The organism is Streptomyces sp. SID5910, assembly GCF_009862125.1.
GTDB lineage: Bacteria > Actinomycetota > Actinomycetes > Streptomycetales > Streptomycetaceae > Streptomyces.
Genome location: NZ_WWHX01000338.1, coordinates 1 through 6,397 on the forward strand (window position 1 = coordinate 1; position 6,397 = coordinate 6,397).

At 73.3% G+C, this 6,397-nt stretch carries 7 protein-coding genes; 3 read left to right on the top strand and 4 right to left on the bottom strand.

Going from position 1 to position 6,397, the window contains the following annotated elements; genetic code table 11:
* The 4 genes from GTW67_RS11665 to GTW67_RS11680 form a co-directional block, all read right to left on the bottom strand.
* Positions 1-939: acetyl-CoA C-acyltransferase (locus GTW67_RS11665; protein WP_161164729.1), on the bottom strand; the 939-nt coding region annotated here is incomplete at its 3' end.
* A 55-nt stretch (positions 940-994) separates the two neighbouring features.
* Positions 995-1,582, bottom strand: coding sequence for a TetR/AcrR family transcriptional regulator (locus GTW67_RS11670; RefSeq protein WP_161164735.1), 588 nt, complete (start codon positions 1,580-1,582; stop codon positions 995-997).
* A gap of 45 nt (positions 1,583-1,627) precedes the next feature.
* Positions 1,628-2,413 (bottom strand): SDR family oxidoreductase, encoded by a 786-nt coding sequence (locus tag GTW67_RS11675; RefSeq protein WP_161164730.1) that lies wholly within the window; start codon positions 2,411-2,413, stop codon positions 1,628-1,630.
* Positions 2,410-3,576, bottom strand: coding sequence for an acyl-CoA dehydrogenase family protein (locus GTW67_RS11680; RefSeq protein ID WP_161164731.1), 1,167 nt, complete (start codon positions 3,574-3,576; stop codon positions 2,410-2,412). The genes GTW67_RS11675 and GTW67_RS11680 overlap by 4 nt, the downstream gene beginning before the upstream one ends.
* A gap of 101 nt (positions 3,577-3,677) precedes the next feature.
* On the opposite strand from GTW67_RS11680, the gene GTW67_RS11685 reads away from it, so the two are divergent.
* From GTW67_RS11685 to GTW67_RS11695, 3 genes are all read left to right on the top strand, one after another.
* A complete protein-coding gene (locus GTW67_RS11685) occupies positions 3,678-4,541 on the top strand; it encodes an enoyl-CoA hydratase (protein WP_161164732.1) in 864 nt (287 codons plus the stop codon).
* Complete coding sequence (locus tag GTW67_RS11690) at positions 4,541-5,713, top strand: acyl-CoA dehydrogenase family protein (protein WP_161164733.1); 1,173 nt, start codon at positions 4,541-4,543, stop codon at positions 5,711-5,713. Before GTW67_RS11685 ends, GTW67_RS11690 begins: the two co-directional genes overlap by 1 nt.
* Positions 5,713-6,397: acyl-CoA dehydrogenase family protein (locus tag GTW67_RS11695; RefSeq protein ID WP_161164734.1), on the top strand; the 685-nt coding region annotated here is incomplete at its 3' end. The genes GTW67_RS11690 and GTW67_RS11695, both read left to right, overlap by 1 nt.

The following is a 6,397-nucleotide window of genomic DNA, read 5'->3' on the forward strand; positions in this document are numbered from 1 at the left end:
GGCGAACGCCTCGTTGATCTCGACCAGGTCGATGTCGTCGAGCGTCATCCCGGCCTTCTTCAGCGCGTACGCCGTGGCCGGTATCGGCGCGGACAGCATGCGGATGGGGTCCTCGCCGCGCACCGAGAGGTGGTGGACGCGGGCGCGCGGGGTGAGCCCGTGCTCCCGTACGGCGCGCTCGCTCGCGAGGAGCATCGCGGAGGCGCCGTCGGAAACCTGCGAGGAGACGGCGGCGGTCAGCCGGCCGCCCTCGACCAGCGGCCGCAGGCCCGCCATCTTCTCCAGGGTGGTGTCGGGGCGCGGGCCCTCGTCGCGGCTGACGTCGCCGTACGGGACCGTCTCGCGGTCGAAGCGCCCCTCCTCGATGGCACGGACGGCCCGCTGGTGGGAGCGGAGCGCGAACTCCTCCATGGCGCGGCGGGAGATGTCCCAGCGCTCGGCGATGAGTTCGGCGCCGTGGAACTGGTTGACGGGCCGGTCTCCGTAGCGGGCCCGCCAGCCCCGGGAGCCGGCGTAGGGGCCCTCGGTCAGTCCGAGCGGCTCGGCGGCCTGCCGGCTGGCGAAGGCGATGGGCACCTGCGACATGTTCTGGGTGCCGCCCGCCACGACGAGGTCGCTGGTGCCGGACAGGACGGCCTGGGCGGCGAAGTGGACGGCCTGCTGGGAGGAGCCGCACTGGCGGTCCACGGTCACACCGGGCACCTCCTCCGGCAGTCCGGCGGCCAGCCAGCAGGTGCGGGCGATGTCACCGGCCTGCGGTCCCACGGTGTCCAGGCAGCCGAAGACGACGTCCTCGACGGCCGCGGGGTCGGCGCCCGAGCGCTCCATCAGCGCGGTGAGCACATGGGCTCCGAGGTCGGCGGGGTGGACGGCGGACAGTCCGCCGTTCCGCTTGCCGACGGGGGTGCGGACCGCTTCGACGATGTATGCCTCGGGCATGGCCGTTCCTCTTCTCTGTGTACGCGAAGTACGCGTGTACTACGCGTGTACGGGGTCAGGTGCCGAGGGCGATGCCCTCCAGCACCATGGACAGGTACTGGCGGGCGATCTCCTCCGGGCTGTGCTGTCCGTCCGGCCGGTACCAGGAGGCGGCGACCCACACGGTGTCGCGCAGGAACCGGTAGGTGAGCCGGATGTCGAGGTCGGCGCGGAAGACCTCGGCTCTCACGCCTCGTTCGAGGGTGCCGAGCCACGCCTTCTCGAAGCGCTGCTGCGAATCGGCGAGGTAGCCGAAGCGGGGCTGCGTCTGGAGATGCCGGGCCTCCTTCTGGTAGATGGCCACCGCGGGGCGGTGCAGGCCGATCTCCCGGAAGGACTCGGTGACGAGGGCCTCGATGGTCTCCCTGGGGCCGAGGCCGGCGGCGAGCACGGTGTCGTACCGGCCCCACAGGTCCTCCAGGAAGGTGGAGAGGATCTCGTCGAGCATCGACTCCTTGGAGTCGAAGTGGTAGTAGAGGCTGCCCGCGAGCATGCCCGCGGCGTCCGCGATCTTGCGGACGGTGGTGGCGTTGTATCCCTGGGCGGCGAACACCTCGGCCGCGGTGGCGAGGATCTCCTCACGCCGCTCGGGTGACGGGCTCATCGCGTCTTTTCTGCTGCTGCTTTTCGGCACGCGGCCATTGTCGCCTCATGGGTGCTGGCTGCTGACGGAGAGGACCTCCCCGGTCAGGTACGACGCGTAGCCGCTGGCCAGGAAGACGATGACGTTGGCCACCTCCCAGGGCTCGGCGTGGCGGCCGAACGCCTCGCGGGAGGTCAGCTCCGCCAGCAGCTCGGGCGTGGTGACCTTCACCAGGTGGGGGTGCAGGGCGAGGCTGGGCGAGACGGCGTTGACGCGGACCCCGTACTCGGCGGCCTCCAGCGCGGCGCAGCGGGTGAGCGCCATGACACCGGCCTTGGCGGCGGCGTAGTGGGACTGTCCCTTCTGCGCCCGCCAGCCGATCACCGAGGCGTTGTTGACGACGACGCCGCCCGCGCCCGCGGCCCTCATGCGGCGCAGGGCGGCGCGGGTGCAGCGGAAGGTGCCGTTCAGGGTGACGTCGAGGACCTTGTCCCACTGGTCGTCGGACATGTCGACGAGATCGGCCGTGCCGCCGAGTCCGGCGTTGTTGACCACGATGTCGAGGCGTCCGTGCCGTTCCTCGGCGAGGTCGAAGAGGGCCGCGACCTGGTCCTCGTCGGTGACGTCGCAGGGCAGCGACGTCACCCGGCCGGCACCGAAGGCGGCGGCGAGTTCGGCCTCGGTCTCCTTCAGCCGGCGGGCGTGCGCGTCGGAGAGGACGACGCTCGCGCCCTCCTCCAGAAGCCGTCGGGCCGTGGCGCCGCCGATCCCGGCGCCGGCCGCGGCGGTGACGACGGCGGTCCGGCCGGCGAGCAGACGGTGGCCGGGTTCGTACGGGGGCGCCGGGGTCATGGGCGTGCCTCCTTGGGCAGGCCGAGCACGCGCTCGGCGATGATGTTGCGCTGGATCTCGTTGGTGCCGGCGTAGAGGGTGTCGGCGCGGGAGAAGAGGAACAGCCGCTGGAAGTCGTCGAGGTCGTAGGGTTCGCCGGCCGCGAGCATGCCGTCGGCGCCGCAGACGTCCATGGCGAGTTCGCCGAGGTCCCGGTGCCAGGTCGCCCAGAAGATCTTGCCGATGGACGCCTCGGGGCCGGGTGCGCCGGCGGCGACGCCGTCGAGCGTCCGCAGCGCGTTGCACCGGATGATCTCCAGGCCGGTCCAGGCCCGGGCGATCCGGTCGCGGATCAGCGGGTCCTTCGCCGCGCCGTTGCGCCTGGCCCGTTCGACGACGGCCTCCAGCTCACGGCGGAAGCCGACCTGCTGGCCCAGCGTGGACACACCGCGTTCGAAGCCGAGCGTGGCCATGGCGACCCGCCAGCCGTCGCCGGGCGCTCCGACGATGTTCGCGGCCGGTGTGCGGGCGTCGTCGAAGAAGACCTCGTTGAACTCGCACGTGCCGGTCAGCTGGGTGATCGGCCGTATCTGGACACCGGGCTGGTCCAGCGGCACCAGCAGGTAGGACAGGCCGCGGTGGCGGGTGGAGCCGGGTTCGGTGCGGGCGACGACGAAGCACCAGTCGGACTCGTGCGCCAGTGACGTCCAGGTCTTCTGCCCGGTGACCGTCCAGTCGTCGCCGTCGAGCCGGGCCCGCGTACGGACGTTCGCGAGGTCGGATCCGGCGTCCGGCTCGCTGTAGCCCTGGCACCACAGTTCCTCGGCCGCGACGATCCGGGGGAGGAAGCGGGCGCGCTGCGCGGGCGTGCCGAAGGCGATCAGCGTGGGGCCGAGCAGCTGCTCGCCGATGTGGTTGACCCGGGCGGGGGCGTCCGCGAGGGCGTACTCCTCGTGGAAGGCGACCTGCTGTTCGAGGGTGGCGCCACGGCCGCCGTACTCCTCGGGCCAGCCGACGCAGGTCCAGCCGGCGGCGGCCATGTGCCGTTCCCAGGCGAGGCGTTCGGCGAAGGCCTCGTGCTCGCGGCCGGGTCCTCCGCGCCCGCGCAGGCTCCCGAACTCCCCGGTGAGATGCGCCTTCAGCCAGTGGCGGAACTCGGTGCGGAACTCCTCGACGCTGGTCATGGGCGGCTCCGGGTGACTCTCGGCGAAGGACGGTCCGGCTTCTCGACGGCCGGTGGCCCGTACGTTAACCTACCAAACACTTGTTAGGGAAGGAGGGGCGGATGTCCCCTGCCCGCACGGAATCCGTCGAGGCCGAACCCGTCCGGTACGAGCGCCAGGGCGCCGTCGCCGTGGTCACCATGGACCGGCCCCGGTACCGCAACGCCCAGAACTCCGCGATGACCTACGCCCTGGACCGGGCCCTGTACCGCGCGGCCGGCGACGACGAGGTCAAGGTCGTGGTCCTCGCCGGAGCCGGCGAGCACTTCTCGGCCGGCCACGACATCGGCAGCCCGGGGCGGGACGCGCACCTGCCCTTCGAGCGCAGGGCGGGCCTGTGGTGGGACCACTCGGACAAGGAGGGCGCGGAGAGCCGTTACGCCCGCGAGTCCGAGGTCTACCTCGGCATGTGCCGCCGCTGGCGCGAACTGCCCAAGCCGGTGATCGCCCGCGTCCAGGGCGCGTGCGTCGCGGGCGGGCTGATGCTGGCCTGGGTCTGCGACCTGATCGTCGCCTCCGAGGACGCCTTCTTCGCCGACCCGGTGGTGCGCATGGGCATCCCGGGCGTGGAGTACTTCGCCCACCCCTGGGTGATGCCGCCGCGCATCGCCAAGGAGTTCCTCTACACCGGCGACCGGATGAGCGCCCGGCGCGCGTACGAGGTCGGCATGGTCAACCGGGTCGTACCCCGCGAGGAACTGACCGCGCACACGCTGGAGTTGGCCGACCGGATCGCGGGGATGCCGCGCCTGGGGCTGGCGTTGACCAAGCGGGCCGTCAACCAGGCCGAGGACCTCCAGGGGATGCACGCCGGGATGGACTCGGTCTTCGGGCTGCACCATCTGGCGCACGCGCACAACGCCGAGACCGCGCGGGACCCGCTCGGCGGCATGGACGTCCGCGCGATGAAGGAGGCCCGAGCCTGATGGACCTGGACCACACCCCCCAGGAGGAGGCGTTCCGCGCCGAGGCCCGCGCCTGGCTCGCCGCCCATGTCCCGGCCGATCCCCTGCCCTCGCTGGAGACCGCCGAGGGCTTCGCCGCCCACCGCGCCTGGGAGCGCACCCTGTCCGCCGGCCGCTGGTCGGTGGTCTCCTGGCCCGAGGAGTACGGGGGCCGGGGCGCCACGCCGACGGAGTGGCTGATCTTCGAGGAGGAGTACTACTCCGCCGGCGCGCCCGGCCGGGTCGGGCAGAACGGCATCAGCCTCCTCGCCCCCACCCTCATGGAGCACGGCACCGCCGAACAGCGGACCCGGATCCTGCCGCCGATGGCACGCGGCGACGTCGTCTGGGCCCAGGCGTGGTCCGAGCCGGAGGCCGGTTCCGACCTCGCGAGCCTGCGCTCCACCGCCGAACGGACCGACGGGGGCTGGCTGCTCAGCGGCCAGAAGACCTGGTCGTCCCGGGCGGCCTTCGCGGACCGCGCGTTCGGCCTCTTCCGCAGCGACCCCGGCGCGGACCGGCCCCACCGCGGTCTGACGTACCTCATGTTCCCGCTGGACGCGGACGGGGTGACGGTGCGCCCGATCGCCCGGCTCGACGGCAAACCGGCCTTCGCGGAACTCTTCCTCGACCGTGTCTTCGTGCCGGACCGGGACGTCATCGGCGAGCCGGGGCAGGGCTGGCGGGTGGCGATGAGCACCGCGGGCAACGAGCGCGGGCTGAGTCTGCGCAGCCCCGGACGGTTCACCGCGGCGGCCGACCGCCTGGTGTCACTGTGGCGCTCGGCCGCGGACCCCGCCGACACCGCGGTGCACGACCGGGTCGCCGACGCGGTGATCGGCGCCCGCGCGTACCAGCTGTCCGCCTGGTCCACCGTTTCGCGAATGGCGGCCCAGGGCGGCGGGGCCGGCGCCGAGGCGAGCCTCACCAAGGTCTTCTGGTCCGAGCTGGACATCGCCCTGCACGAGACCGCGCTCGACCTGCTCGGCCCCCTGGGTGAACTGTCGGACACGGCCGGGGAGGCGCCCGCGCACGGCGGCTGGGCCGAGGGCTACACCTTCTCCCTCGCCGGACCCGTCTACGCCGGCACCAACGAGATCCAGCGTGACATCATCGCCGAGCGGCTGCTCGGCCTGCCGAAGGGACGCCGCTGATGCGTTTCCTCCTCGACGAGGAGCAGCGGGCGTTCGCCCGCTCCCTGGACGACATGGTCGCGGCGGCCGGCACGCCCGCCGTCGTCCGGGCGTGGGCCGCCGGGGACACCGCGCCCGGCCGCGCCCTGTGGGCGAGGCTCGCGGAGGCCGGCGTCCTCGCGCTCGCGGTGCCGGAGCGGTACGACGGCCTCGGGCCGCTGCCCGTCGAACTCGCCGTCGCCTTCACGGAGCTGGGCCGCCACGCGGTGCCGGGTCCGCTGGTGGAGACGGTGGCCGCGGCGGCGCTCCTCGACCGCCTCGGCGACGACGCGGCGGCCTCCGCGTGGCTGCCGGGCATCGCGTCCGGCAAGACGGTCGCCTCCCTCTGCCTGCTTGGCGAAGAGGGCCCCTACGCCCTGGACGCCCACGCCGCCGACGCGGTCCTCGTCGTGGACGGCGACACCCTGCGCCTGGCCGAGGCGGCCGGGCCCGTCCAGCCGTCCGCCGACCCGGCACGCCGGCTGGCCCGGCCGCTCGGCGGAACGGTCCTGTCGCGCGGCCCCGAGGTGACCGCGGCGGCCGCGCACGCCGCCGAGATCGCGGCGCTGACGACGGCCGCCCAGGCACTGGGCCTGGGCAGGACGCTGCTCGCGGAGACCGTCGCGTACGCCGGTCAGCGCACCCAGTTCGGGGTGGCGATCGGGT